Genomic DNA, 26,989 nt, shown 5'->3' with positions numbered 1-26,989 from the left:
TCGAGACGCCTGGCAGGTTCACCGCGCTACTGGAGGCCTACCGCCCCCACGCCGGCAACTACTGGATCGGTGCGGAGCAACAAGAGGCGGAGGATTCGAGCAGATGGTGCGCGACAGTCAGACGGACGCCTGACTCCCAGCCTTCTCGTCAGCCACTTCTTCGACGCATTTGGCCTTCTCGGCCAGCGTCTTGCTCATCTCTCGGAGCTGCTGCTCGTCAAGCTTCTCGATGCCGACGAACTTGTTCTGCGCCTGCGAGGTCAGGATCAGTTCGTCGAGCTTGGCCTGCAGGGCCTTGCCGTCCCGGTTCGACGTCCCGGAGACGGGCGTCAATCTTTCTTGCGCACAGGAACATCACCTCGATTCAAATCAACGACTTGCTTGAGGTCGGCTACGCGGAACTTTTCCGTCTGCACCGTATTACTTCCCAACGCAAAGAGGATGGTCCGTATGGCGACCGATCCAACCTTCTGAGCGGCGTCACCTGATCCGGGTTCGAGGCATCGCGAAGGAGGAAAGGCAATGGGTCCAGCTTTAGCAACTGCGGGCACAATCGGATCGACGTCATGAGGGAGCACTCACGAGCGCAGGACCTCGGCAGGAGCATGGACTGCTATGATCGCGGTCATCCTTGGCGTTGCCGCCTTCTCTTGGTCCCAGGCGGAGGGACGCTTTGGCCCCTACCGTAATTCCCGGGCGGAAGATGTCCTCAAGCCGGCGGAAGCGAGCAACAGCAAAATCGCGTCAGCCAGCTTGGGTGACGTTGCTTTCGCCGGGCCGCATCTGCGCGTAAAATGGGCACTTATGACAAAACCTCCGCTGTCACCAGATCGGACTGTTCGAATGGAAGCACCACCGCTTGAACGAAAGCTTGCAGCCATTCTCGCGGCCGATGTCGAGGGCTACTCGCGGCTGATGAATGTTGACGAGGAGCTGACGCTGGCGACTTTGACGTCGCATCGCACGATCGTAGACAGTCTCATTGAAAAGGCGCACGGCCAGATTTTTGGCACGGCCGGCGACAGCGTGCTGGCTGAGTTCCCGTCCGTCGTGCATGCCTTCCATGCGGCCGTTGCGATCCAGCAGGCGATGTGGCGCGCCAACGAAGAACTTCCCCTCGACCATCGAATGAACTTTCGCATCGGGATAAACGTGGGCGATGTGTTGGTCAAAAACGGAGATATCTTCGGCGATGGCGTCAACATTGCCGCCCGGTTGGAAGGGCTCGCCGATGTCGGTGGCATCTGTGTGACGCGGGGCGTACGAGATCATCTCCGCGATCGTGTCGATGCAACCTTCGAAGACCTGGGAGAGCAAAATATTAAAAACATCCCGCGTCCCCTACGGGTGTTCCGCGTCCTATTCGACCAGCAGGGAGAACCCGCAATCGATTTGGCGGCCCCCATTGTCGAAGACAGAACGCGGTCTTCTGTCGAGCAGTCCTTATCACAGGACAGCGACGACGAGGGTCATCGTGTCGAAGTCGCCTTCTGGGAGTCGGTACAGGAGAGCAACGACCCGGCTGAGTATACTCTCTACCTGGAGCGCTTTCCGGAGGGGCAATTCGTCGAACTGGCCACCGCACGGCTCGAGAGCGGTGGAACGAGTGGAGACGATCCTGCAATCGAGCTCGCCTTCTGGGAGACGGTGCGGGAGACCGGTAATGCGGATATGTTCGAAGCGTATTTGGTGAAGTACCCCAACGGGCAGTTCAGCGACCTCGCGAACATCATGATAGCCAACCTTCTGAAAGCCAGGAGCGCACCTTCGGTCGATTGAACGGCGCATGCCGGAGATCGATATCAAGGCGCAGGCGCTTTCCGACGCCAGGGCGCGAATCTTGAAGCTTCAGGAACAGATGACGATCTGTCTTCCAGATGGCCGCCGAGGTCGAGAAGCGTCGCCCAGCAACCGCCGATTGACCTCAATCGGACTCCGGCGCCGGAACATAAAGTTACGCGGCGAGTTCTCAGCTCACGGACGTGTGAACCCGCTCCGGGAAAAAGAGGAAATTCAATGAAAATGATGATTTTGGCCGCGGCGCTCTTCGGAGCGTCGGCGTTGACCGCGTTTGCGCAGACGACGCCCGCACCGTCGAGCGACGGAAACACGCCCGCCGTGGCGACGCCAGACACGAAGAACCCGACCGCGCCCGTCGCCGGCGCGAACAGCTTCACCGACGCGCAGGCCACGGATCGCATCGAAAAGGCCGGCTATACCGACGTGACGGGCTTGAAGCTCGACGACAAGGGCGTCTGGCAGGCATCCGCGACCAAGGACGGCAAGCCCGTCAAGGTCAGCCTCGACTATCAGGGCAACATCGTCGCCATGTGATCGCCCACAACGATCGTAACCAATCAGGAGATTTCTTGTGAAAACTGTTACCGGACTATTCGACGACTATACGGACGCCAGCTCCGCCGTCAGCGCTCTCGAAGCTGCGGGCGTACCATCCAAGGACATCAGCATCGTCTCCAACAGCGCGGGCGACCGCCATTCCACCAGCCAGTCAGGTGCGGCAACCGGAGCTGAATCCGGCGCCGGCCTTGGCGCGGTCGTCGGCGGTACTGGCGGTCTTCTCACCGGACTTGGCATCATGGCAATCCCCGGCGTCGGCCCCGTCGTCGCTGCGGGCTGGCTTGCGGCGACCGCGGTAGGCGCTGTTGCAGGGGCAGTCGCCGGCGGCGCCGCCGGCGGGCTGATCGGGGCCCTAACGGGATCGGGCGTGTCCGAGGAGGACGCCAATCTCTATGCCGAGGGCGTCCGCCGCGGCGGGTCACTCGTGACCGCCAAGGTGGACGGCGCTCTCGTCCCCGAAGCCGAGGCGCTCCTGAAGCGTTCGAACTGGGTCGATCCCGTCGAACGACGGGTGGCCTACAACGAGCAGGGCTGGACGAAATTCGACGACACGCTCGATCCCTACGCGCCAGATCAGGTCGAACAGGAGCGTGACCGCTACCGCCGCGTCCCGACGGTTTGAACGATCAAGAACGGCCGCCCTTTCTCGGGCGGCCGGCAGAAGCCGCCGCGACCGTGGCAGAACTTCACCGAACCCAAGGAGCCAATCATGGCCAAGGAACTCAAGACGCTAGACGTGCTTTTTCACGACACCCTGAAGGACGTCTACTTCGCAGAACACAAAATCGTCGCCACGCTGCCGAAAATGAATGAGGCAGCCACGAGCAAGCAACTGAAGGACGCCTTCACCAAGCATCTCGCGGAGACGAAGGTTCATGTCCAACGCCTGGAAGAGGTCTTCAAGCTCCTCGGCAAGAAGCCGGAGCAGAAGACCTGCGACGCGATGATGGGCATCGTCAAGGAAGGCGCAGAGATCATGGACGAATATCAGGGCATGCCAGCCCTCGACGCCGGTCTTCTGGCGGCCGCCCAGGCGGTCGAGCACTACGAGATGTCGCGCTACGGCACGCTCAGGACCTGGGCGCTGGAACTGGGTATGAAGGACGCCGCCAAACTCCTGCAGACCACGCTCGACGAAGAGCAGGCGGCGGACATCGCGCTGACCTCGATCGCGACGAAGGTCGTCAACCAGAACGCCGAAAAGGCGGCCTGATCTGCCAAAAGACCCAGCCTGCTCGGCAGGCTGGGTCTTTTGTAATCCCCCAAGCATCGCGGGCGCGCCCAAACGCGAACAATTGCAGCGACGGGCCATCCGACCCAGGCTGTCAGAATAGAAAACATTCGTCCGCCAACAAGGAACGAAACCGTTCTGAGACTGTTAGTGGGCACGCAGACAATCAGGTTTGCCGAAGTATCGGAGACACACCATGGGAAGCACGTCTGACAAGATTTCCGGCACCGCAAACGAGGTGGCCGGCAAGGCACGTCAGGGCCTCGGCAAGGCCGTCGACAACAAGGAAATGCAGGTCAAGGGTGCGGTTCAGGAGGCCAAAGGCAAGGCTGAAGTCGCGAAAGGCAAGGCCAAGGACGTCATCAAGAACGTGGTCGACCGCGCCTAAGATTCCACCGAACTCGTTCGAGCGCCTGCCGCCTTGTGGCGACAGGCGCTTTCGTCACTTATGCCAGCACCCATCCGTGGAAAGACTTCGCGGAGTGCTTCGCCCATTATCTTCATGAGCGTGGCGGTCAACTCGATCCAGCGCAGCATGGGCCAGCCGGACACCATACTGTCGCCTTCGGGAGTGGAGAAACTAAACTTTATCAACGAACTGCTGATCGGCGAGACAGCGATGACCACTGCGGCATGACCGTCTCGTTCTGACGGCGAACAGCCCTCGTCGGCTACGGGATACACGGTTCGGTCAAATGGGCGCCCACGGCATTGCCTTTCATATCGAAAGACCCAATTCGTAAACAGCCGCTTCGCTTGGCCGGACTCGGGGTAACCTATGACAGATATGGATACGATCCCCGCTCCCGCTACCGAAACACCTCCGCCGGCGAACGACGTCGTGGCGAAACAGCTCCCCCGATGGGCGCTTATCGGCCTCTTCCTGTACGCTTCGGTGTTCACCCTGAGCTACGCCAAGGACTTCCTGGTGCCGATCGTGCTGGCATATCTTCTCGCCATGGTGTTCGGTCCGATCCGGCGCTTCTTTGATCGTCGAGGCGTTCCATCGGCATTGACGTCGCTGGTCATAGTGCTTGTCCTTCTGGTAGGATTTCTGTCGCTCCTTGGGGCGCTGGCCGTCCCGGTCAGCGGCTGGATGGAACGGGCGCCGCAGATCCAACACGACATACAAAGCAAGCTCAGCAGCATTTCCCAGACCTTTTCCGGAGTCTTCGATGCCACCAGGCGGCTGAGCGAACTCACCAAGAGCCATTCGGCGGGCGTACAGCAGGTCGAAGTGAACGACACCAGTTATCTCGCAAACGCCGCCCTTTTCGCGCCGGCGGCAATGGCGCAGTTCGTCTTCACGCTTATCCTGCTTCTGTTCCTTCTGGCATCCGGCGACATGTTCTACGAGAAGCTCGTCAACGTGCTCCCGACGTTCGGAGACAAGAAGCGTGCGATGCGGATCGCCCATGACATCGAGCGGAAGCTCTCCCGCTACCTGCTGACCATCACGCTGATAAACGCCGGCTTCGGTGTCGCCGTTGCGGTCCTGCTCTGGGCGGTAGGAATGCCGAGCCCCATCGTCTTCGGCGTTCTCGCCTTCCTGCTGAATTACGTTCCCTATTTGGGCGCCCTTGCGGGCATCGTCGTCTCGATGAGCGTCGCTCTGGTTTCCTTTGACGGTCCCGGCTGGTCGCTTGTCGTGGGCGCTATTTATCTCGGCCTGGCCACCGTCGAGGGCCAGCTCATTACGCCGTACTTCGTCGGCCGGAGCCTGCGCCTGAACACGGTGGTCGTCTTTATCGCGGTATCGTTCTGGGCATGGCTCTGGTCGGCGGTCGGCATGCTGGTGGCCGTCCCTCTTCTCGTCGCCATAAATACGTTCTGCGAACACATCGACGGTCTCAGCGGTCTTGGAAAGTTCCTCTCCGAGCGCTACTCGGAACAGGAAATCGAAGAAGGAGCGGGTCCGTAGGCTTCCGTCATCTCGGAACGAGACGACATAGTGGATGACGCTGCAGAGCAATTGCGCGTCGTTTGCGTCCGGTGGAATAGCCCACCTAGAAAACATGACGGCGGACGCCAAACTAGGTCCGACAGTCAGTCGTCATATCAAGAACACGGAGTTCTGGCTTCAGAAGATCGAGCGAAACCGGGCGCGGGATGCACGCGCGATGAAACACCTTCGCTCGTTTGGCTGGACGGTTCTCAAGTTGTGGGAACACGAGACTGCGGAGAGAATCGCCGAAACGATCTTCTCCGCAGTCGAGACAGCGAGGGCTGCGTCACCAGGAGTTCGCCGCCCGCTGGAGCACATTGAGCGGCCGTCGGGCGAGCTCGAAGTGTCGATGGCGACGAAGCGCTGATTGAGGCCGAGGTTCGAGAATAGCTTTTCCTGATCCCAGAGCGGGTGCACGACGACACCCCATCGGGATTGCTTGCCGTCCAGCGTGAACATTGGGATATCTGGCCGGGCGTCGATATGGGAGACCTTGTTTCCAGATATGAACGTCGTCGTTTGCTCCGCCAGCCGTTGGGCGTTCGCCCGCCAATCTTCGATCTCGAACGCCTCGTATTTGCCGTCGAACCCGCATTCATAGGCGGGATCGAGGAAGGCGCGGAGATATGACAGGCCAAGCCTCCAGTCGAGCAGACCGTGGAAGTTCCTGTTGTTGTAGCGCTGCAGGCATTTGTAGCAGGCCGTCTCGCATCGTTCGCGGTGCTCGGATCGTCTTTCGGCTTCTTCACCCATACGTCCCCTGCGCTCAATGCTCTCAGTGCCTTCAGTGCGCTCATTGCATCCATGCGGCCATTTCCATCTGCCGGTGATCTTGCAGCATGCGCGGCGTCTCGGCCAGAAATAGCGGATCGTTTGGATGCGATGCTGTTGTTATTCCAGCGGTTCCTTCGCGTATTCGCCGTTCAATCTCGCGAAGAGCTCGGCTATGTCCTTCTCACTGACGCTGTCGCCGACGTACCAGCTCAAGGTGTCGTAGAAGCCGAGGAAGGAGGCCTTTGTCTTCGCCAGAAGCGCCATGGCTTCAGCAGTGGATATCGAAAGCGTATCGGCAAAGAAGCCGGTGAGAGCCGCCTCCGCCTCCGGATGGGCGAATACCAGCCCCGTTGGAGAATTGGGCGAAAGCACCGGTCGAACAGGGGCTTCAGGCCGACACGGCAGTGTAGCCGCCAGGCGGATGTCGCGTGAGGATGCCGCAGCTTCGATGACGAAAGCCTCCGCATCCAGCACCCAAGCGGAACGCGCGACGTCGAAATGCTGGAAGTCGCGCTCCACCAACCGAAGCGTGACCGTCTTCGCAGCCCCCGGCTCCAGATGAACTTTGGCGAAGGCCTTGAGTTCGCGGATCGGGCGCTTCAGAGCGGGCTTCAGCGGACGAACGTATAGCTGAACGATTTCTTTGCCCGCAACGCGACCTGTGTTGCGGATGGTAACACTGACGCCACAGTCCACGCCAGATGCGATTTCGTGGCTGTCGATCACGAGATCCTCATAGGCAAAGGTCGTGTAGCTGAGACCGTGCCCGAACGGAAACGTCACCGCGATATTCTTGATGTCGTAGAAGCGGTAGCCGACGAAGTGGCCCTCGCTGTAGACATGGTGTCCATTTTCGCCCGGATAGGTGTGCCAGCCGGGGATGTCCTGCATGCGGCGGGGCATCGTGGCGGAGAGCTTGCCGCAGGGGTTTTGTGCGCCGAAGAGAATACGGGCGATTGCCTCACCGCCGCCCTGCCCGGCATAAAAGCTGGCCAGTATGGCGTCGACATTCTCCAGCCATGGCATTTCGACGGTATCTGGCATGGAGAGCACGACGATAATTTTACGACCAGACCCAGCCAGCGCATGAATGAGGGCATCGTGGCTGGCAACCAAATTAAGCGTATCGCGGTCGTTGCCCTCGCCGTGCCGGCTCTTTTCATTCTCGGCAAACACGACAATCGCATCGGCTTTCGAGGCGGCCTGGACAATCGTTTTGATCGACTGGTTTACATCCGCGCTATCGTCTGACGAGAACGGCAGATGCTGTAGCGTGAGGTTCGAGCTTGCTCGCTCGGCGATTTGAACAAAGGGGGCATCCACACGATAGGGGTTCGTCGTGGCGGAACCTGAACCCTGGATAATGGGCATGATTGCGCCATCACCGACGACAAGGAGCCTGCCCGGGCTGCTTGGATCAAGCGGCAGCGTTCGGCCTTCGTTGCGCAGCAGGACGATCGATTCAGCCGCAATTTGTTGTGACAGGGCGTGGTGCTGGTCGAGATCAACGATCGGGTCGCGCCGCTCGTTCATCTTGCATTTGCGCACGAATGCCAAAATCTTTGCGCAGGCAGCATCGACCACATCGGGCGGTATAGTTCCGGCCTCGAGCGCCGCCCGCAGACGCGCCTTGCGTGGCTTGCTTTCCGGCATGTCCAGATCGGTCCCGGCAACGAGCGCGGCTCCGCGGTCCTTGATCGCATGCCAGTCGGAGACGACAAGCCCGTCATAGCCCCATTCTTCACGGAGAACGGTGGTCAGGAGCCAGTGATTTTCAGACGCTTGGACGCCATTCAGCGGATTATACGCACTCATGACGGTCCACGGAGGGCTCTTTTCGATCGCCCGTTCGAAGCCTGCCAGATAGATTTCGCGCAGAGCCCGCTCCTCAACATCCGAACTGGTCGTTGTCCGTTCGATCTCGGAATTGTTGCAGGCGAAATGCTTCAGCGAGGCCCCGATGCCGTTATCCTGCAGGCCCGAGATGACGGCCGCAGCAATGTCCCCACTGATGACGGGGTCCTCGGAATAATACTCGTAGGCACGGCCGGCCAACGGCGTGCGGCGGATATTGATGCCCGGTCCAAGCAGGAGATGGACGCCGAAGTTCTGGCATTCCGCCGCCAGCGCCGCCCCCATCCGATAGGCCAGATCGACGTCCCACGAACAACCAAGCAGATTGCCGTTTGGGAAGCACGTCGCGGGACGGGTCGTGCCGAACATACCGCCTGGCGCATCGGCCTGCTGGTCGACGAGTTCCAGGAATGCCTGCAGGCTGTCTTCGTCACTGTCACCGGCGTCGATTTGGGTCGTCGAGTAACGAACGCCATAGGCGCCGTCGGTCATGACAACAGATGGAATGCCGAGCCGTTCGATGGATCCTGTCTTCCACAGACCACGTCCGCTCAGCAGATCGACCTTTTCGGCAACCGTCATCTGGCCGACAAGCGAGTGGATTTCGTCGTCGCTGGGCTGAAACATTGATACTCTCTCAATTCTAGGCCGCAGAGATGGTCCTGTCAGCAGATCTTCTGCAGGAGTTCCATCAGCATCATCCGCTCGGCAAGCGTCAGGGTGCTCAGCGTTTCCTGCGAAATCTGAAGGGCGATTGATAGATTGCGCGCTACCGTCGCCTCCCCTTCTGCAGTCAGCGTCAAAACAAGACGCCGCGCATCGGCTGCATCCGGCGCGGTGTGAACCAGCCCGCGCTTGACGAGCCGGTCGACGACGCCCTTGATGGTCGCCATATCCATCGCCGTCTCACGGCCAAGATTGCCCTGGGAACAGGGCTGCAGATCTTTGAGCTTGACCAGCGCTGCCCATTGGGTCGTGGTCAGCTTCTCAGCCATCAGGCCTGTGAAGATGGCGACATGGCGTTGGTTGGCCTGGCGCAGATAAAATCCGATCTGTTCGCCAAGCGCATATTCGGCCTGCGGAGCGTTCGCATCGGCCGCGGATGAAGGTGCTGCCTTTGGCGAATCGGCTTTATCTTTGAACGGAACGTCCATGGGATCTCTCAAATCTATCTGTTCGTCTTCCAGGCAGGCAACCGCGCTCCTAAATTCATTCTCGCCATAAGTTCAGGATGGCTGCCGTCGACAGAATTTCAATCTGCTCGGAAAGCCTTGGCGCCAAATTCTCGACGACGACTCTGTGGGCCTTCATGTCACCGCTTGCCAGCGCGTCTTCTGCCAAAACGACACGGTAGCCGGCATCGACTGCATCGAGAACGCTGGCGTAGACGCAAACATCGGTTTCGACGCCCGAAAAGATCATGGTATCGATGCCTGCTGCCTGCAATCGCTCGGAAAAACCGGGCGACCCGAAGACCGAATAGGTTTCCTTGTCGACGAGCGATCCCTGTTGGGCGATCGCCGCAAGCGGTGCGACCAGATCAAGCATCGCGACGTCAAGTTCATCCAGCGTCACAGCCGACCATCGGCGATAATAGTTCTTCCATCGGCCCTTGGCGCTTTCGGGATCTCGCGGAACCATGAAGCGGGCGAACACGGTACCGGATGGCCTTGCATCGCACAGCGCCATCACGTTCGGAAGAATCTCGGCAATCGCCGGCGTGTACCACGCCGTCTCCTCGGCAAACAGGCGTTGCATATCGATGACGACATGCAACGTTTTTTTCGAAAACGGCACGGTCGCCATGGTCACTCAGCCACCGGGACCGTGTGTTCCGGAGACCAGCTCAAGGTGATGGTGTCACCATCGCTCAGGACCTTGCCGTCGCGGTTCTGTGCAAACAGCTTGAGCGGCAGTCCGTCCTTGGTTTCCAGGAGATAAGAAAGCACCGGGCCAGCATAAATGACGGTGGTGATGCGCGCCGTCAGGCTGTTGGCGTCCGTCGGGCCCGATATGATCGACATCTTTTCCGGGCGCACGGCGAGCGTGACCTTCGAGCGGTCGCTGGGTAATGTCCCGGTGGTTTTCACCACGGTGCCATCGTTCAGGCGCACCGCACCGTTATCAATCGTACCGGTCAGGAAGTTGGAATCGCCGAGAAATTCCGCGGCAAAGCGTGTCAGGGGCCGCTCGTAGACAGTTTCCGGCTCGCCGATCTGGACAATCCGCCCCTTGTCGAGAATGGCGACCTTGTCGGAGAGCGTCAGCGCCTCTTCCTGGTCGTGGGTGACAAAGATCGTCGTAAGACCGCTCTCGCGCTGGATACGCAGCAGTTCGACCTGCATCTCCTGACGGAGACGCCGATCGAGCGCCGACAGCGGTTCGTCCAGAAGCAACACGCTCGGCTTGATGACGATGGCGCGCGCCAGCGCGACGCGCTGCTGCTGGCCACCGGACAGCTGCTTGGGCGTGCGGTCGCCGAAGCCGGGAAGCCGCACCATCTCCAGAGCGCGATCGACTTCCTTGCGAGCGGCCGCGCCCTTGATGCCGCGACGTTCCAGACCAAACGCAACATTCTGGGCGATCGTCATGTGCGGAAACAAAGCGTAGGACTGGAACATCATGCCGATGTTACGACCCCAGACCGGGATATCGGTCACATCGTTGTTGCCGATCGTCACCACGCCCTGATCCGGCTTGATGAAGCCCGCGACTATGCGCAGAAGCGTAGTCTTTCCGGAACCGGACGGTCCAAGAAGGCTGGTGAAGGAGCCTTCCGGAAACTCGGTGGTGATATCTGACAGGACGGGCGTGGTGCCATAGGTCTTGGCGACGGAATTGACTTTAACGTTTGTCACGGGTGTCTCCGGGCTTGGCGAAGCGCGCAAAAATCAGGATGATCGTCATCGAACCGAGCAGAAGCACGGTCGAGATCGCATTGATTTCAGGGGTGAAGCCCTTGCGGATCGAGGAGTAGATCTGCACCGGCAGCGTGGTGTAGCCGGGCGTTGCGAGAAAGTAGGAAATGACGAACTGGTCGAGCGATACGGCGAAGGCGAACAGTGCCGCGCCGAGGATACTCGGATAAAGCAGCGGCAGTGTCACCGAGAAGAAAGCGTGGACCGGCGTGGAGCCAAGGCTCATCGCGGCTTCTTCGAGATCGGCACGAATGGTCCGAAAACCGGTACCGACCACCAGAACCACATAAGGGATGGCGAGGGCCACGTGGCCGATCAGCAGGGCATGCATGCCGCGCCCGATGCCGCTCCAGTAGAAGAAGATCAGCATGGCCGTGCCAGTGATCAGCCATGGGATGGCAATCGGTGGCAGAAGCATAAGCTGCAGCAGGCTCTTGCCGCGGAATGTCCGCCGCGACAGCGCCACCGATGCCATGGTCCCGAGCGCTGTCGCCAGCACCGCGGTGATGGTGGCAATAACGATGCTGTTGAGGCCGGCCGTCAGCAAAACAGTGTTGCTCCACAGCGCCTGGTACCATTGCAGCGAAAAGCTGAATGGCAGCTCATAAAGCGGCGAAGCGTTGAAGCCCATCGCCATCATCACGAGAATGGGCGTATAGAGGAAGATCAGGATCGCGATGAGATAGATACGTCCAAGCGGTTTCATGATCCCCTCCTCAAGCTGTCGTGCCACGGCGCAGAACGCCGGAGAAGGTTGCGAAAATGGCGAGCACGACGGCCAGCAGCGTAAAGGACAATGATGCGCCGAGCGGCCAGTTGAAGGCTTGCGTGAACTGGTCTTCGATCACCGTCCCCATGGTGACGCCGACACGGCCACCCAGGATGCGCGGTTCCATGAACGAACCGATGACCGGGATGAAGATCAGGACGGAGCCGGAGATCAGGCCAGGAGCCGCGAGCGGCACCAAAATCTTGAACAGAATGGTCCACCAGCGTGCGCCGAGACTGGATGCAGCCTCTATGATCGCGTCGTCGATAGCCACCAGGGCGATGTAACAGGTCAGGATCATGTACGGCAGATAGCCGTGAACAAGACCGACCACGATTGCATAGCGTGTGTAGAGAAAGCCGATCGATCCGGCCTCGGGCGCAATCATGTGCAGCAGATTGTCGAGGAAGCCGTTTTCCCGGAGCACCATCGTCCAAGAGAACACGCGCACCAGACCGTTGGTCCAGAAGGGCAGAAGGATCAGGATCAGCAGCATTTCGCGCGTCTTGCCAAAGGTCGATCGAACCAGCGCAACGGCGGCGAGAAAGCCGAGTATGGCGCAAAACAGCGTTGTCCAGAAGCCGATCAGCAATGACGTGATGCCGATGCCGACCAGATAGGGCTGATCGATGAAGGCGCGGTACTGCTTCAGCGTAAAGACGATCGGGGCCTTGCCCATCGGTGTCGCCGACATGAAGCTGAACACGAACATAGTCAGCAGCGGCAGGAAGACAGCAAGCGTCAACCAAGCATAAGTTGGCAGCAGCAAGGCTGTCGTCGAAACCCATGACGGGAGCGCGCGCCGACTGCGCGGACCCGAAGGTCCACGCACTGACGCCAATGTCAGTTGGTCATTCTGCATAGAAGGCTTTCACTTCCTGCCATACGTTGTTGAAGGCTTCGCGGCGATCGTCCGGCAGTGCCGACATGATGCCCATTGTCTTCAGGTATTCAGGCTTGTGCACCTGGCGGCTCAGATCGTCGGTCGGAAGCGCGGACAGAGCGGCCGAGTTCGACGACGCCGGAGCACCGACCTTGGTGGCCCATTCCACATAGAATGCCGGATCGATCATCCAGTTGGCGAACGCAAGCGCGCCTTCCGCGTTCGGAGCCGATGCCGGGATACCGAGACCATCGACCCAACCGATGCCGCCTTCCTTGGGAACAACGAACTGAACCGGAAGCTTCGAGTTGCGCTTGGAGCGCACCGAACCGCCCGACCAGAAGAGCGACAGGTCGAATTCCTTGGCGGCAAACGACTTGTTCCATTGATCTTCCGTGGACCAGAGAAGCTTAACGTTCGGCTTGATCGACTTGAGTGCAGCGGTAACAGCGGCCAGATCCTTTGGATCGTTGATGTCCTGTCCGCTCATTAGGGCGCCGACGGCGACGTTGATGATCGCATCGTCGTCCATGGCAACGCGGCCCTTATAGGCAGGGTCGGCGAGAACGGCGTAGCTATCGGGAACCGGCATGCCTTCACGGATGGCGAGCGAGGTCATGCCCCAGACCCACGGAACTGCGAAGCCCTTGCCGTCCTTGCTGAAGTTCGGGTTGGAGCGCAGGTTCTCATCGACCGTCGCTACGTTCGGAACCTTGCTGAAATCGATCGGCTGCAGCAGATCTTCGGCAACGGCCTGGGCGCAACGTGCGGCGTTGAGAACGACGAGATCGTAGGCGCCTGGATTGGTGCGCAGTTTGGTCAGCATCTCCGATTCCGAGCTATAGTAGTCGTGAACGACTGCAATGCCGGTCTTTTCGGTGAAAGCCTTGACGGACCATGCTTCGTCCGTGCCGTAGCCTTGCCAGTTCAATACCGTGATGGTGCCAGCCGAAAAGGCCTTGCGCGGCAGGCTGGAGAAACTGACGCCAGCGACAAGCGCTGCGGACATCAACTTTATCGTATTGCGTCTGGTGAGTTCAGTCATTGTGGCACCCCTCTTGAACATACACAGTTATAGACGATCGTGACCGCGGTCAGCGACCTCAACGGATCGGCTAAGCCGAAAACAGGCGACGTGCCAAGGGCACATCTAATTGTTTGTATGCAAACTATAATCAGAGGAAATCGAATATTCGAACACGCATTTTCCGGGCAAGTGAAAACCTGCGCCGTACAACTGCGGAACATGGTTTCATAGGCGGACAATAGCGCATAACGCCGATAGAAGGCCAACTTCAATCATTCGATTGTCGCCGACCTCAGTTCAAACCCTCTGATTTTAGTATCAGTCTTTTTCGTTTTTTATTTGTATACAAACTATTAATTAGGAATTGACTTGTGTCAAGCGCTACCTTGCGTGGGGAGCGGCTCGCGTGGGGAAAAATAGACGTCGAGTTGGCGGTCACGGGCGCTTTCGGCAATCATGAGGCGTATACCTTGCTGTGATGCAACAAAGCCGACATTCTCCCCATCCAGACGGACGGCAACGACACTCCGAATGTCCAGGTCAGGCAGCTCGATATAGCCATCTTCGGCGGTTGGCGCGACGGTGCAGGCAATCCGCCCTTCTGCGATGGTGATGCGCGAGAGCGTGGTCCGCAGGTCGGTCCTGAGCGCGGTGCGGCGGTTCAGCGTCAAGGCAAGAATGCCTGCTTCGACGGCCAGATGCAGCGTTCCTGACGGCGACACCATCGGCCCGAGAACGATATCCTGCCCAGTGTTGCGCACGGTCCAGCCCGTCCAGGGATCGAACTCGACGATCTCGCCGGCGGCCATCAGAGGCAGCATCGCTGCCCAGATGTAGAACGGGTCGGTATCGCCCTGGTCCATCGCCTCGCCGGTCACCGCATTGTAGTTTTCAGAGGCGATGCGATCCTCGCGCCAGGACTTCATGAAGAGGTCGTAGCTCTGGCCGGCAAGTTTGCTCGCTTCCGCAACGAAGCCATAGCGGCGCAGGCCGAGCCAGACCATGTAGTTAACATTCGGCCAAATGCGTCCGCGCCAGTAGACATTGTCGGCGAACGCAGGATCGTCGCGCGTTGCATTCGGAAGAACGTAGTCGCCGCCGAACGTGCTTTCATCGCTCAGATGCTCGAGCAGGCGGGCGGCCTGTACCGGCGTGGCCGCGCCGCATAGCAGCGGGTAGAAGCTGGTCGGCGATAGCGACCGCACGAAGCCACCGCGGCGCTGGCGATTGGCGAATATGCCACGGCTTTCGTCCCACAGTGTTTCCGAGATCAGCATGCGGCTGCGCTCGGCAAGGGCGGCGAATTCGCGTGCATCTTCGGGCTTGCCGAGCACCGCGGCCATTTTCGACAGCATCTCGGCGTCGAGAGCCGCTGCACAGTTGAGGCCGAGGTCGAACGTCGACAGGGTGCGGGTGACGGGATCGTAGACCGCCTCGTCATGGGTCGCGGAATTGTCCATGCCGGTTTCGTTGCGCGCGGCAAAGGCAGTCCCCTTGTACAGGCCCTCGCCAACATCCGACGTACCGCAGGAGAGCAGCCCTAAACCATCCGGATCGCGGTTTTCCTGCCACCAGCGGCGATTGCGAACCAGCGCATCATAGCTTGCCTGGATCATCGAGCGTTCGCCGGTGCGCTGGTACAACTGCCAGACCACCAAAGCGCCGAACGGAAGCTGCGTACGATCGACCCATGCGTCGTTGGAGGTCACGATGCAGGCGATATTTCCCTGCGGCGTCGCACCCGCCACCGCAGTGGCCATATTCTCGCGCGCCAAGTCCGCGTCGAAGACGCCGGCCAATAGAGCCGCGAAAATCTGGTCATTGTACCAGACCGCGAACTTCCCGAGGTTCCAGATCCGCGTCACTGCCGTATAGGGACGCGCATTGGTTTCGTCCCAGATCGTGTTCCAGGCGACTACATCGCGGATGGCGTCGAGCGCGCCTTCGAACACGCCTGCCTGGACATCGGCGATTTCGGCGGGCGCACCGGCAGCGAGGCAAGCCTGCGCCTTCGAAATGGCAAGCTCCGCGCTATCGGCAACGCCTGCGGCATAGGCGCCCTTGCGCATCATTTCGAGATTGAAGCGCAAGGCGATGACAGGTGCCTCGTTCTTGCGAGTGGCGGTGTAGAAGTAGCCGTTCTCCTCGAAATCCGCGCACAATGCGTCGATCGTCTCGTGGCCGGTGACATGGACCGGCGCTTCGGAGGTCGCGACCGCCACGAACCGGGTGCCGATCTTCAAGAGAGTGACGTTTCGCCCTGCATCATGGACGGCTAGCTCACTGCCATCGGACGAGATCGCCAGCGTCACCCAGAAGCGCAGCCCCCATTCGGCCGAAACCTTGCCGTCCCAGCTGCCGCGAACGGCGAAGGGATCGGTCTTCGTGGTCGAAAAGGCCACGGTCGTGCCGCTGTGATCGGTCTCCAGCTCGATCAGCGAGCCGTCGATCGTGTGGCGCCCCAGCCGGACCGAGTCGCGGCGCGGTTCGATGGCAGAGGTCGACTTGCTGCGGGTCGAGTACAGAATCGGCGTGATCCGCACGCCGAGGGGCAGGAAAACCATTTCGGCCGGCCGGTTGGACCAGCTGTTCCAGGCGCGCATCAGGGGAATCGTCGAATGTTGTGGCATGGCTATGTGGTTTCCGGTCAGTTTGTCTGCGGGATGAGTTTCGGTGCTGCGGTCAATCCGCTCTTGTCGAGGCTGTCGCCGAGATAGGGTGTGTTGCTGTAATAGCGATTTGCGGCCGTGTTGGCGACGCGCAGTTCCAGCGAATGAACACCGGAGACCAACCGACCCAAGGCAAAACGATAGGGCCGCCAGCCGCGGCGATCGATCTGCCTGCCGTCCAGCCGCGCGGCGACCACGGTATTGACCTCAGGCAATTCTAGGACCCAATCGGCCTCATCGCCTATTTCCAGCGTCAGCCGATAGATGCCGGTACCTGAGAAATCGGCAAAGCCCTGCATCTCCCAACCTGATACCACCGAAATCGGCACGAACTCTAAACCGGTGCCCGGCGCAAAGCTCCAACCGTCGACAAGCGATATCGCGTGTCCAGCATCAAGAAGCGGCTGATCCGAGAGTTGACCTTGGATCGTTGCCTTCTGCAGCACTTGCCGCAGCCGAATGCAGCGTACTTCCTGTGGTGCGAGCGCGACCGCCAGACGACCGAAAGCGGATGCCTCATTCACCTCGCCTGTCGTCGCGGCCCAAACCTCACACTCGAAGCCGTCTCCGAAGGAGATCTCGCTGACGAGCTCCGTTGAGCCATCGTTGAACAGCACGACCCGCCACCAGCCGTCAGGCTCGTATCCGACCCATTGCCATGGCTTGTCCACAGAGCGGCAGACCAAGTCGGGACCGGACGACGGAAGCGACTGCAACAGAGCGATCACATCGCTGTCGCCGGGCATCCCTTCGACATACACTGAAACCTCGACGGCATCCCGTATTGCGCTATCGCAGACGGTGGACAAGTGATCGCCCGACGACCAGATGACACCGCCCGCAGCCTTGAAAGCATCAAGGGTTTGCAACGTCGCCTTAGTCTCCAGCACGGTGACAGATGGCAGGACGACCGCATCGAAAACCAAGCCCGATGCCAGGAGACGGCCACTCTCTATTGTTGCAGTCGCAAGATCAGCCTCGCTCACCAACATGAAGTCGCGTCCCTGCGTCAGAAGCTTTTCGCACCATGCGCCGATGTGGGTGGCATGTGTGTGGCGCGGGCCTTCTGCGAACGCAGTCTGAAGCGGATAGAGGATTGCAACGGGGGTACGGGGTTTGGCCGGCTCGATGAAGGCGGAGATGCGTGCGGTCTCCTGCGCGAACAGATCGTGATAACTCCACCACGGCTCGAAATTGATGCCCGGCCCGAAATCAAAACGCGGATTGGCAAAGGGCGTCGGATCGTCGTCGTGACCATCGCTCTGGTAAACGCCGTGCCAGAGAAACTGCCGGGTGCCGAGGCAATAGAGCCGGATCGCTTGCGCGCGCATTGTCTCCAGCGTCAGTTCCCATTGGCCGGCGGCGCGCACGGGCGTTCGCTCGGCGCTGGCATATGTCTCCACGACACAGCGGCTGCGGCCATTCGAGCGGGCAACGGAATCGCCCAGCTTCGGCGCAAGCTGGGCAATGAAATTGTTGGAATCGACCGCCGTCTCATGCCTGAAAGCGTCGATGCCGAAGAAATCCACGGCGAGCGCAACCCTGGGGTCTATGCTGGTGAAACCGCCGTTCAAAGACCACGCGCTGATATGCGGTAGGATCTCGTGTCCGGTCAGCGCGATGCCCTTGCCCTCGGCCCATCGACGCAGCGTGCCCGAGAAGGCATCGTTCATCAGGGCTGAATAGGCGGCATAGAATTGCGCGCGCAGCCGCAAGGTTTCAGGCCCGACATCGCGCAGCAGCGCCAGCAGCGTCTTGGCGAACGGCTGGCCCGTGCTGTGCAAAACGGCATCCGGCAGCGTCGAAGCAAACAGCAGACTGTTGCCGAGATTGCCCGAAATCTGATCCCACTTGTAAAACCCGGCCGCCGGCTGGTCATAGAACACGAAGCCGACGGGATCAGGCACGAGATCACCAAGCGCTTCGACGAGCGGATCAAGCCCGACGTCGATGAACCGCTCCGCGGCTTCCGGCAGGAGGTAGTTGATCAGCCGGGAGGTTGTGGAGCGCGCGCTGATGAAGACCGTCAACGTCTGGCCGTCTTTAATCTCGCCGTCGAATGCGTAGGTGCAGGAAACACCGTCGCTTCTAACGACCGATGTCTGTGTGATCACATCGACAATCTCGTCCAGACCGCCAACCTCACCGGAGGAATGCAGCAGGGCGGACGCGACCACCCATTCGCACCACTCGACCCGACCGCCTTCATATTGCCACTCGAAAATGTCCGACCCCATCTTCTGCGTGAAAGGCGGTTGGATGCCGCTGATCTGTCCTTCAGCCTGCTCGGACGACGCCCAGAACAGGTGGCGTTCGCGCACGGCGTCACAGCCCGCAACCGTGCGCCCGCCGGCGTGACCGCTGATCCAGTTGTAGTCGTCATAAATGCCGAGCTTCAGGCCAAGCTTACCGGCGATTTCGGCCGCAACGCGATAGGCATTGAGGTAATCAGGCGACAGATAATCATCCCGCGACATCGCAAGACGCGCCTGGATGAGGACGGTGCCGATCCCCTTCAATTTGAAATCGTCGAGCTGTGCGTGGCAGACCTCCTCGGTCGGAATCGAATGCCAGAACCAGTAGGCCGAGGGCCGAAAGGCGGCTGTCGGGTTTTCGAACACGCTGCGATGGTCGATATCCTGTCCGGTTCGGATCTGGGCCAACTCGTCTGCTCCCTCAGTGGCTTGATGCCGTGACGCGCTGCATGGCGTTTGTCGTCTCCGTCCAGGCCGGCTTGTCAGGAGCAAAGCGCGCCCTGAGATAGGCGGCGAGATCCTTGATCTGGCTTTCGTTCAACGTCTCGCGAAACGCCGGCATCGCCATCACCTCTGGGCCTTCGCGGCCGGTGGTTTGCGCAAGGATCGCCGGCGCCTCGACGCCGTTCAGGATCGCCTCGATGAGATTGTCGGGTGTGTCTGCATGCAGGTTGCTGTTGAGGGCAAGCGACGACAGGATAGTGTTTCCGGTATGGCAGGTGGCGCAGGCGCCGTTGAAAAGCCGCTCGCCCTTCGGTGAAATATGCGCAGCAGAGGCCTTGGCGGCTTCGCTCGCCGCAACGGCCGCTTCACTCTGTGCCTTGGTGTCGGCAGGCGCTTCGTTCAGGCTTGCGAGATAGGTTGCCATGGCGCGGATATCGGTATCCGGCAGCGGCTGCATCACTTCGACGACATGCGCCATCGGGCCCGCCGCGCTGCCATGATCGCGCGAGTGACCGGTGCGCAGATAGTCGTAGAAAGCATCGGCGGTCCAGCCGACCGGACCCTTGGCGAAGGCATTCAAGGCCGGCGCTTCCCAGCCATCGGCAAAGCCGCCGGAAAGCCTGGCGCTGCCGCTCTTTTCCGCGCCGAGCACGTTTCGATCGGTGTGGCAGGCCGAACAGTGGCCGAGCGTTTCCACTAGGTAAGCGCCTCTGTTCCACTGTGCATCACGGGCCTGGACGTATTTGAACGGCTCCGCTTTCAGGAAAAGCGCGTTCCAGCCCGCCATCATCGCGCGGATGCTGTAGGGGAATTTCAGTTTCGTCTCCGGCGCCTTTTCGGCAACCGGGGCCTGCGTCATCATGTAGGCATAGAGCGCCTGAAGATCAGCATCATCGGCACCCGCAAATGATGTGTAGGGGTGGGCGGGATAGAGGTGATGGCCGTCACGGCTCACGCCCTCGCGCATGGCCCGCTCGAAGGCCGGATAGGACCACGCGCCAATACCGTTTTCGGTGTCCGGCGTGATATTGGTGGCATAGACCGCCCCAAAAGGCGTGTCGAAGCGTCGGCCGCCAGCAAAGGGCATGCCGTCGGGGCCGACATGGCACACATTGCAGGCACCGGCAGCTGCCGCCAGCCGTCCGCGCTCGATGGTGGCGGCGCTATAGACATTGGTATCCGGCCGCTGAATGGTGCCGATTGCCTGTCGCCATGGCGAGGACATGGTGACGATGCCGGACAGTGCCGCGACAGCACCGACGGCGGACAGACCGATATTCCACCACTTACGCTTATTCGCGGGCGGGGCGGAAGGGGTTTCATCCTTCTTGCCGTTCAGCGCAGCGAGCACCAGCTCCGGCGTCAATGGCAATTCACGGAAGCGAATGCCGGTGGCGTCATAGACCGCGTTGGCAATGGCCGAGGCACTGGGAACGGAGGCGGACTCTCCGACACCGAGCGGCGGTTCGTCCTGCCGCGGCAGCATCAGCACGTCGATGGCGGGGACCTCGGGGAAGGTGATTAGCGGATAGCCGCCCCATTCCTTCGACTGCACGGCGGTCGACGAGAATTCGACCTTCTCCTTCAGCACCCGGCTGGTGGATTGAATGATATTGCCATGGATCTGGTGGCGCACGCCATCGGGATTGATCATCATCCCGGAATCCTGCGCGCAGGTGACCTTGGTCACCGCGATCTCGCCGGTCTTCTTGTTGACGGCGACATCGGCGACCCAAGCGGCCCATGCGGCGGCCTTGCCCGGGAACGGCCCGTGGACGTAAACGGCATAGGCAAACCCGCGCCCATAGAGCAGGTCGCCCTCGCCGCCGAGGGTGCCCCATGCCGTATGCGGCACCCACTTCGCCCGTTCGGCCAGCGCATGCACCAGATCGACGGCGCGCGGATCGTGGAGGTAGCGAAGCCGGTACTCGACCGGATCGACGCCGGCGGCGGCGGCCAGTTCGTCGACGTAGCATTCGTGGGCAAAAGTGTTCGGCATCGCCGAGACGCCGCGGAACCAGGAAGCGCGCGCGATCGGCGGCATGTCATGCACGGTCACGCGAAGATTGCCGTAAGCATAGGGCGGGATCGCGGTGCGGTCGCCCATCTGCACGACGTCGGAAACCGGAGGCACCTTGCCGGTTAGGATCAGGGACAGCGTCGGCGCCAGATTGGAGGGGTAGCGCGTTTCGAAATCATAGGCGGACGGACCGCCTTCCAGATCGAGACCGCCGCGCACGTCCATGATCTGGGCAGCACCTTTCGGCTCCCACGCATGTTCCTGGTCACGCGTTAACTGCACCCGGACCGGCGCCTTGACGGCGCGCGACAGGAGAGCGGCATCGGCCGTCACGTCATCGGCGCAATTGCGACCATAGCAGCCGGCGGCCTCCAGCCGCTCCACCTGGATGAGATCTTCCGGCATGTCGAGAAGGAGTGCCAGATCGCGGCGCATGGGGAATGGGTTCTGCGTGCCCGACCAGACCGTGAGACCTCTCTCGCTATAGTCCGCCACCGCGCAGGACGGACCGATGGAGCCGTGCATCTGGTAGGGCCATACATAAGTGCGGTTCATCGGCTGGGCGCTGCCGGCCAGCGCCATATCGACATTGCCAAGGTCGGCAAGCTTGCGCGGCGTCGCGGGGTTGGCTCGAATCGCCTTTTCAGGTGCGTTCAGATCCGGCCACTCGGGCGGCGCGCGCCAGACGACCTTCAGGCTCTTTGCCGCCTCGATGGCGATCTCCTCGCGGGTCGCGACGATACCAACAAAATCGCCGATGGCGACCACGCCGACCAGCCCCTGAATATGCGCGACCGATCCTTCATCGATCGAAATCAGGCTATTGCCGACATGCTCGCCGTGATCGAAACCGGCATAGGGAGGGCGCACGACCCGACCGTGCAGCATGCCGGGCACGCGTACATCATGCACGTAGGTCCAGCGCCCGGTGGCCTTTTCAGGAATATCGACACGCGGACGCGACGAGCCGACGAGCCGATAGTCCGCCGCCGGCTTTAGCGCGGCTGTCTTGTCGATCGACAGCCTCACATGGTCGCCGGCGATGATGTCGCCGAAGCTGAGCTGCCAGTTCTCGCCGCCATCCGTACGAATGATGCCATTGTCCACGATCAGCCGCTCAAGCGCCACGCCAGCCTTGTTTGCCGCCTTGGCGAGCAGATAATGGCGGGCGGTGGCGGCGGCCTGGCGCAGGGGAATGGCAGTGATCTGAATCGTTTCGCTGGCGATCGTCGCACCCTGATTGGGGGCAGCCGAGGTGGCGCCGAGCACCATATCCACCTGCTCGAACGGCACGCTGAGCTCCTCGGCTACGATCTGCGCCAGCGAGGTACGGATGCCGGTCCCGAGATCGACGTGACCGTTGAATGCGGTCACACGGCTATCCGCACCGACCGCGAAGTAAAGCTCTGCGGCATCGCCCAGCGACGCATCATTGACGATGAGCAGCATGTCTGCAGCGGACATATAGCCGGATTTTGGCATTTCGCGGTGATCGGTCATGGAGAAACCTCCTTCACGGCGTCCAGCGTCACGGGATCCGGCAGGGGTCGGCGCGCACGTTCGGCTTTGGCATAGCCGACGGCCCGCCTGGCTGCAGCGAGTATTTCCATATGCGTCCCACAGCGGCACAGATGATGGCGCAGGGCTTCGCGAATGTCTTCCTCGTTCGGATCAACATTGCGATTGAGCAGGGAAGCGGTGGCAATGATCATCCCATTCAGGCAATATCCGCACTGAGCGGCGGCCTCGTCGATAAAGGCTGCCTGGACCGGATGCAGATGCTCGGGTGTCCCGAGGCCTTCAAGCGTGGTTACGCGGCGCGCGCCAACCGCACCGAGCGGCACCGTGCAGGACCGGACGGCACGACCGTCCACGAGAACGGCGCACGCCCCGCATTCCCCGAGCCCACAACCGTATTTCGGGCCGTTGAGAGAGAGATCGTTTCTTAGGATGTACAGGAGTGGTGTTTCCGGGCTTGCTTCGACGCTCGCTACGGCATCGTTCACATTCAAACTGAAGCAAACTGGCAGTGTCAAAGCAGGCCCTCCGCACCGGAGAACGAAACACAGACCACGCCTTTTTCCATCGGCCGAACCGCTACGCAGCAGACATCGCGCGGACGCCCACAAATCATAACGATGCGACAGTCACCGACTCTTCGCATCTATTGCCCCTTTTATTTTATTAAAAAGCGTATACGCTTTATAGTGACAGATGACAAGTCGGATTTAACGATTGCGATTTCGCTAGCATATTCAATTGACGTAGGAATTTCTGCGCAATTTTGATGAAAATCAAAGCCTCGCTATTGCTATTTAGAGCGTATGCGCTAGACTTTTGCCAAGCCACCAATCGTGGGAACAATGCGTCGAAAGACAGCTAAGAAGGGTCGCTATGTGTAACGGAAAAGAAAAGATCGCGATTATCGGCGCCGGCCTCGGTGGCGCCGTCGCGGGTGCGCTACTCCAGCACGCGGGTTTTGACGTCAACGTCTATGAACAGGCGCCGAGCTTCTCGCGCCTGGGTGCCGGCATCCATATGGGGCCGAACGTCCTGAAGATTTTCGAGCGCATCGGCGTCGACAAGAAGGTCATCGGCATCAGCAGCACGCCGAGCCATTGGTTCAGCCGCGACGGCATTACCGGCGAATACACCGCGCGGGTTCCGCTCGAAGGTTACGGCCAGACCTATTGCACCGTTCACCGCGGAGACCTGCAGGCCATTCAGTGCGATGCGTTGCAGCCGGGCACCTTGCATTTCGGCAAGAAGCTGGCCCGCCTCGACGACAACGGCACCGATGTGCTGATCGAATTCGAAGACGGAACCTCGGTGCGCGCCGACATCGTGATCGGCGCCGACGGCATCAATTCGCGCGTTCGCGAAACGCTGCTCGGTGAAGAGAAGCCGAATTACAGCGGCTGGGTCGGCCATCGCGCCCTGATTTCGTCCGACAAGCTGAAGAAATACGACCTGACGTTCGAAGATTGCGTAAAGTGGTGGGGCCCGGACCGCCACATGATGGTCTACTACACGACAGCCCGCCGCGACGAATATTACTATGTCACCGGCGTTCCGCATCCGGCCTGGGAATTCGATTCGGCTTTCGTCGACAGCAGCCGCGACGAGATGGCGGCGGCGTTCGAGGGCTATCATCCGATCATCCAGGCGCTGATCGAAAGCACCGACGAAGTCACGAAGTGGCCGCTGTTCAACCGCAACCCGCTACCGCTCTGGAGCAAAGGCCGCCTCGTGCTGCTGGGCGATGCCTGCCATCCGATGAAGCCGCATATGGCGCAGGGTGCCGCGATGGCGATCGAAGACGCCGCCATGCTGACCCGCTGCCTGCAAGAAACCGGCATCAACGATTTCCCCACCGCTTTCGGACTGTACGAGACCAACCGCCGTGATCGCGCAACGCGTGTCCAGAGCGTGTCGAATGCCAACACATTCCTGCTCAAGCAGGAGGATCCGGCTTGGGTCTACGGCTACGACATCTACGCCGAACCACTGAAGAGCGAGACCGCGGCATGAGCGGTGGTCCCTTGTACGGGGCGAATGTCTTCGCCAACGGCATCCGCCAGCATTATCTGCGCTACGGCGGCAAAGGTCCTGCCGTCATTCTGATCCCGGGCATCACCAGCCCGGCGATCACCTGGGGTTTCGTCGCCGAGCGGTTGGCCGAGCGTCACGACGTCTATGTGCTCGACGTGCGCGGCCGCGGCCTGTCGTCGACGGGTCCCGACCTGGATTACGGCCTCGATGCGATGGCCGCCGACGTCGTCGGTTTCGCGTCGGCGCTCGGGCTTGCCGCTCCTGCCCTGCTCGGTCACTCGATGGGCGCGCGCATCGCCATCCGCGCGGCCGTTGCGGCGCCGACGGCGTTTTCGAGGCTTGCGCTGATCGATCCGCCGGTCTCCGGCCCCGGACGTCGCGCCTATCCCAGCAAGCTGCCCTGGTATGTCGACAGCATCCGCCTGGCGTTGAAAGGTATCGATGCCGAAGGCATGAAGGCGTTTTGCCCGACATGGACCGACGAGCAGTTGAAGCTGCGCGCCGAATGGCTGCACACCTGCTATGAGCCCGCCATCGTCACCGCCTTCGAGGACTTTCACAAGGACGACATCTTCCCGGATCTGCCGAAGCTGACGCAGCCTGCAATGCTGATGGTGGCCGGCCGTGGCGGCGTTGTCGAGACCGTGGACGAGGAAGAGGCCCGCTTGCTCTATCCCGCTATGGAAATCACCCGCGTGCCCAATGCAGGGCACATGATCCCTTGGGACGATTTCGACGGCTTCTTTGTCGCGCTTGGAGATTTTCTCTCCCGTTGATTGAAGCGGCGGTGGATCGACGATCCACCGCCGCTTGCTTGGCACCCGCTATGTAAAGCAGAGGATTTCATCCGTGCAGAAATATTACCGTATCGGCCAGATCGTTCCGAGCTCCAACACGACGATGGAGACTGAAATTCCCGCCATGTTGACGGCGCGCCAGTCCATCCGCCAGGAGCGCTTCACCTTCCACTCCAGCCGCATGCGCATGAAGAAGGTGGTGAAGGAGGAACTGGCAGCGATGGACGCAGAGTCCGACCGTTGCGCGGTCGAACTCTCTGACGCCCGCGTCGATGTTCTGGGGTATGCCTGCCTCGTCGCCATCATGGCGATGGGCCTCGGCTATCATCGCCAATCGGAGAAGCGCCTGACGGGTCGCACCCAGGAAAACGGCACCGACATTCCCGTCGTGACCAGCGCCGGCGCCCTGATCGAGGGCCTGAAGGTGATGAAGGCGAAGAAGATCGCCGTCGTCGCGCCCTATATGAAGCCGTTGACGGAACTCGTCGTCGATTACATCCGCGAGGAAGGCTTCGAGGTGATGGACTGGCGTGCGCTCGAGATCCCAGACAATCTCGACGTTGCCCGCCACGATCCGGAAAACCTCCCCGCGATCGTGCAGACGCTCGATCTGACCGACGTTGACGTGATTGTCCTCTCCGCCTGCGTGCAGATGCCATCGCTGCCCGTCATCGCCAAGGTCGAAGCTATGACTGGCAAGCCGGTTCTGACCGCCGCGGTTGCAACCACATACTGCATGTTGAAGAAGCTCGGCCTGGAGGCAGTCGTGCCCGGCGCCGGCGCACTTCTGTCCGGCGCTTACTGAAGAGGGCCATTATGCAGAGCGCAGAAAGCAATTATCAGGGCGTCTGGGGCAACCGCATCGGCTTCGGTCAACGCCCTGCCCTGCTCGTCATTGACTTCCTCAAGGGATACACCACCGAGGGCGCGCCTCTGTTTGCGCCGGGCGTGGTTGAAGCGGTCGCGCAGACACCGGCGCTGATCCAGGCCGCCCGCGAGGCCGGCATTCCGGTCATCCATACCCGCATCCTCTATCTCGCGGAAAACTGCGCCGATGGCGGCATGTGGGTGAAGAAATCGCCTGTCATGAAGGGGATGGTCGAAGGCAACGTACTTGCCGAGTTCTGCGACGGCGTCGAGCCTGCCAATGGCGAGCTCGTCATCGTCAAGCAATATGCCAGCGCCTTCTTCGGCACCAGCCTCGCCTCGCACCTGCATGCGCAGGGCATCGACACTGTGATCATGGCCGGCTGCTCGACCAGCGGCTGCATCCGCGCCACCGCCGTCGATGCGGTCCAGCACGGATTTCGTGGCATCGTCGTGCGCGAATGCGTCGGCGACCGGCACCCGGATCCGCACAATGCCAACCTCTTCGATATCGACAGCAAATATGGCGATGTCGTTTCGAGGGAGGAGGCGATCGCCAAAATCGCCAAAGTCAAGTCCGACTGTCCGTAACTGGACGAAACACCCAAGCCTTCAAGCAAGATAAG

The 26,989-nt window shown here is 60.7% G+C and carries 22 protein-coding genes and 2 pseudogenes; 11 read left to right on the top strand and 13 right to left on the bottom strand.

Going from position 1 to position 26,989, the window contains the following annotated elements:
• Positions 1–117 precede the first annotated feature (117 nt).
• Positions 118–312: pseudogene (locus ACSQ9D_RS29810) on the bottom strand (low affinity iron permease family protein); the annotation flags it as partial.
• Between the two features lie 531 nt (positions 313–843).
• Here ACSQ9D_RS29810 and ACSQ9D_RS29805 point away from each other — a divergent pair.
• The 7 genes and pseudogenes from ACSQ9D_RS29805 to ACSQ9D_RS29775 all read left to right on the top strand — a co-directional run bounded on the left by ACSQ9D_RS29805 (position 844) and on the right by ACSQ9D_RS29775 (position 5,510).
• Positions 844–1,779: an adenylate/guanylate cyclase domain-containing protein gene (locus ACSQ9D_RS29805; RefSeq protein ID WP_436285430.1), complete on the top strand. Its 936-nt coding sequence runs from the start codon at positions 844–846 to the stop codon at positions 1,777–1,779.
• 237 nt (positions 1,780–2,016) lie between these two features.
• Entirely contained in the window at positions 2,017–2,334 is a 318-nt protein-coding gene (locus ACSQ9D_RS29800; RefSeq protein ID WP_436285429.1) for a PepSY domain-containing protein, read from the top strand.
• A 37-nt stretch (positions 2,335–2,371) separates the two neighbouring features.
• Positions 2,372–2,980, top strand: a complete 609-nt coding sequence (locus tag ACSQ9D_RS29795) for a general stress protein (protein WP_436285428.1) — start codon at positions 2,372–2,374, stop codon at positions 2,978–2,980.
• A gap of 87 nt (positions 2,981–3,067) precedes the next feature.
• Positions 3,068–3,571, top strand: coding sequence for a ferritin-like domain-containing protein (locus tag ACSQ9D_RS29790; protein WP_436285427.1), 504 nt, complete (start codon positions 3,068–3,070; stop codon positions 3,569–3,571).
• Between the two features lie 214 nt (positions 3,572–3,785).
• Entirely contained in the window at positions 3,786–3,977 is a 192-nt protein-coding gene (locus tag ACSQ9D_RS29785; RefSeq protein ID WP_436285426.1) for a CsbD family protein, read from the top strand.
• Between the two features lie 56 nt (positions 3,978–4,033).
• A pseudogene (locus tag ACSQ9D_RS29780) lies at positions 4,034–4,226 on the top strand (putative zinc-binding metallopeptidase); the annotation flags it as partial.
• A 141-nt stretch (positions 4,227–4,367) separates the two neighbouring features.
• The gene (locus ACSQ9D_RS29775) at positions 4,368–5,510 is read left to right on the top strand and encodes an AI-2E family transporter (RefSeq protein ID WP_436285425.1); all 1,143 of its coding nucleotides are present in this window, start codon (positions 4,368–4,370) and stop codon (positions 5,508–5,510) included.
• Positions 5,511–5,669: 159 nt separating this feature from the next.
• Here the strand turns inward: ACSQ9D_RS29775 and ACSQ9D_RS29770 are convergent, their stop codons facing one another.
• The 12 genes from ACSQ9D_RS29770 to ACSQ9D_RS29715 form a co-directional block, all read right to left on the bottom strand.
• The gene (locus ACSQ9D_RS29770; protein ID WP_436285424.1) at positions 5,670–6,287 is read right to left on the bottom strand and encodes a hypothetical protein; all 618 of its coding nucleotides are present in this window, start codon (positions 6,285–6,287) and stop codon (positions 5,670–5,672) included.
• Between the two features lie 138 nt (positions 6,288–6,425).
• Positions 6,426–8,789 (bottom strand): beta-glucosidase family protein, encoded by a 2,364-nt coding sequence (locus ACSQ9D_RS29765; protein WP_436285423.1) that lies wholly within the window; start codon positions 8,787–8,789, stop codon positions 6,426–6,428.
• Between the two features lie 38 nt (positions 8,790–8,827).
• Positions 8,828–9,316 (bottom strand): MarR family winged helix-turn-helix transcriptional regulator, encoded by a 489-nt coding sequence (locus tag ACSQ9D_RS29760; RefSeq protein WP_007800749.1) that lies wholly within the window; start codon positions 9,314–9,316, stop codon positions 8,828–8,830.
• A 55-nt stretch (positions 9,317–9,371) separates the two neighbouring features.
• Entirely contained in the window at positions 9,372–9,968 is a 597-nt protein-coding gene (locus ACSQ9D_RS29755; protein ID WP_436285947.1) for a cysteine hydrolase family protein, read from the bottom strand.
• Between the two features lie 2 nt (positions 9,969–9,970).
• Complete coding sequence (locus tag ACSQ9D_RS29750; protein ID WP_436285422.1) at positions 9,971–11,020, bottom strand: ABC transporter ATP-binding protein; 1,050 nt, start codon at positions 11,018–11,020, stop codon at positions 9,971–9,973.
• Positions 11,007–11,786 carry an ABC transporter permease gene (locus ACSQ9D_RS29745; protein WP_436285421.1) on the bottom strand — a complete coding sequence of 260 codons (780 nt, stop codon included), beginning with the start codon at positions 11,784–11,786 and terminating at the stop codon, positions 11,007–11,009. Before ACSQ9D_RS29745 ends, ACSQ9D_RS29750 begins: the two co-directional genes overlap by 14 nt.
• Before the next feature lie 10 nt (positions 11,787–11,796).
• Entirely contained in the window at positions 11,797–12,711 is a 915-nt protein-coding gene (locus ACSQ9D_RS29740; RefSeq protein ID WP_037125535.1) for an ABC transporter permease, read from the bottom strand.
• Complete coding sequence (locus ACSQ9D_RS29735; RefSeq protein ID WP_436285420.1) at positions 12,701–13,777, bottom strand: ABC transporter substrate-binding protein; 1,077 nt, start codon at positions 13,775–13,777, stop codon at positions 12,701–12,703. Before ACSQ9D_RS29735 ends, ACSQ9D_RS29740 begins: the two co-directional genes overlap by 11 nt.
• A gap of 356 nt (positions 13,778–14,133) precedes the next feature.
• Positions 14,134–16,389, bottom strand: a complete 2,256-nt coding sequence (locus ACSQ9D_RS29730) for an MGH1-like glycoside hydrolase domain-containing protein (protein ID WP_436285419.1) — start codon at positions 16,387–16,389, stop codon at positions 14,134–14,136.
• A gap of 17 nt (positions 16,390–16,406) precedes the next feature.
• Positions 16,407–19,091 carry a carbohydrate-binding protein gene (locus tag ACSQ9D_RS29725; RefSeq protein WP_436285418.1) on the bottom strand — a complete coding sequence of 895 codons (2,685 nt, stop codon included), beginning with the start codon at positions 19,089–19,091 and terminating at the stop codon, positions 16,407–16,409.
• A 13-nt stretch (positions 19,092–19,104) separates the two neighbouring features.
• Positions 19,105–22,647, bottom strand: a complete 3,543-nt coding sequence (locus tag ACSQ9D_RS29720) for a molybdopterin cofactor-binding domain-containing protein (protein ID WP_436285417.1) — start codon at positions 22,645–22,647, stop codon at positions 19,105–19,107.
• Positions 22,644–23,183, bottom strand: coding sequence for a (2Fe-2S)-binding protein (locus ACSQ9D_RS29715; protein WP_436285416.1), 540 nt, complete (start codon positions 23,181–23,183; stop codon positions 22,644–22,646). Before ACSQ9D_RS29715 ends, ACSQ9D_RS29720 begins: the two co-directional genes overlap by 4 nt.
• A 358-nt stretch (positions 23,184–23,541) precedes the next feature.
• Here ACSQ9D_RS29715 and ACSQ9D_RS29710 point away from each other — a divergent pair, with 358 nt between their 5' ends.
• The 4 genes from ACSQ9D_RS29710 (at position 23,542) to ACSQ9D_RS29695 (ending at position 26,954) form a co-directional block, all read left to right on the top strand.
• A complete protein-coding gene (locus ACSQ9D_RS29710; protein ID WP_436285415.1) occupies positions 23,542–24,678 on the top strand; it encodes an FAD-dependent monooxygenase in 1,137 nt (378 codons plus the stop codon).
• Positions 24,675–25,475 carry an alpha/beta fold hydrolase gene (locus tag ACSQ9D_RS29705; RefSeq protein ID WP_436285414.1) on the top strand — a complete coding sequence of 267 codons (801 nt, stop codon included), beginning with the start codon at positions 24,675–24,677 and terminating at the stop codon, positions 25,473–25,475. Before ACSQ9D_RS29710 ends, ACSQ9D_RS29705 begins: the two co-directional genes overlap by 4 nt.
• A gap of 73 nt (positions 25,476–25,548) precedes the next feature.
• Positions 25,549–26,301: a maleate cis-trans isomerase family protein gene (locus ACSQ9D_RS29700; protein WP_436285413.1), complete on the top strand. Its 753-nt coding sequence runs from the start codon at positions 25,549–25,551 to the stop codon at positions 26,299–26,301.
• An 11-nt stretch (positions 26,302–26,312) separates the two neighbouring features.
• On the top strand, positions 26,313–26,954 hold the full coding sequence (locus tag ACSQ9D_RS29695) for an N-carbamoylsarcosine amidohydrolase (RefSeq protein WP_436285412.1): 642 nt from the start codon (positions 26,313–26,315) through the stop codon (positions 26,952–26,954).
• Positions 26,955–26,989 lie beyond the last annotated feature (35 nt).

Source organism: Rhizobium sp. LjRoot258, from assembly GCF_964254185.1.
In the GTDB taxonomy this organism is placed as follows: Bacteria; Pseudomonadota; Alphaproteobacteria; order Rhizobiales; family Rhizobiaceae; genus Rhizobium.
This window is presented reverse-complemented; position numbering and strand designations above follow the sequence as displayed.